This window comes from Roseivirga ehrenbergii, assembly GCF_001593005.1.
In the GTDB taxonomy this organism is placed as follows: Bacteria; Bacteroidota; Bacteroidia; order Cytophagales; family Cyclobacteriaceae; genus Roseivirga; species Roseivirga ehrenbergii.
In genome coordinates this window covers 1-893 of the sequence record NZ_LQZQ01000043.1, presented here as the reverse complement: position 1 = coordinate 893, position 893 = coordinate 1, and the positions used below count along the sequence as shown (strand labels likewise).

At 30.9% G+C, this 893-nt stretch carries 1 protein-coding gene; it reads left to right on the top strand.

Going from position 1 to position 893, the window contains the following annotated elements; genetic code table 11:
* Positions 1-569: 569 nt before the first annotated feature.
* On the top strand, positions 570-893 hold a 324-nt coding region (locus MB14_RS10275), incomplete at its 3' end, for a carboxypeptidase-like regulatory domain-containing protein (protein WP_172796112.1).

The following is an 893-nucleotide window of genomic DNA, read 5'->3' as shown; positions in this document are numbered from 1 at the left end:
AGATTTAAAACCTTCACATCAATAAATTACAGAAGCCCAATTGTATCAATTGGGCTTCTTCTTTTTTAATACTAATAATAAAATGTAAGTACTAAGTAAAATTAAGAAGACATTATTTAATAATTTAAATCCTAAAATACAGAATTGAAGCAGCCTCAAAAAGGGCTGCTTTTTTTATGTCATAAAATTTTGAAAAACCCTCTTAAAAGGATTTAAATGCACATTTCATTAAAAATAAGTCGTCAAGCTTCATATTCATACTTATTAATTTTTTAATACAAATAAATTACCGAAACAATACCAACATAAAGAGCTGTATATCAACAGCATGATAATATAACACTGAACACATTTATACATAAACTCTATGGGAATGTATTTTTACAATTACAATTAACTTAAAACATGTTCGAATATGAACAATAAAAGTTCATAAATGACAACCAAAATAACTACCACTCAAACTAAAATAAAACCACACAAATAAGAATACAACCAAACAATCACGTTAAAGTACCCTAACCTTCGTCTATAGGGGTTATTAGGCCAAACAAATAAATTACTTATAAATGTTAAAATTCAAGATCAAAGTTATGCTCATTTTGCTACTCATTAGTAGCAGCGTAATGGGTCAGCAACGTACCGTGGAGGGTACTGTGCTAGATGAATTCGGTTCGAGTTTTCCAGGCGTGACTGTTTCTATTAAAGGAACAACCACTGGAATAACCACAGGATCGGACGGTAAATACTCATTATCAGTAAATGCTGATAATGCAGTTCTTGTGTTCAGGTTTTTAGGTTACAAAACCAAAGAAGAACCTGTTGGCAATAGAACCACAATCAATGTATCAATGGTTCCAGACATTATTGATGCTGGAGAAGTGGTTGTAGTA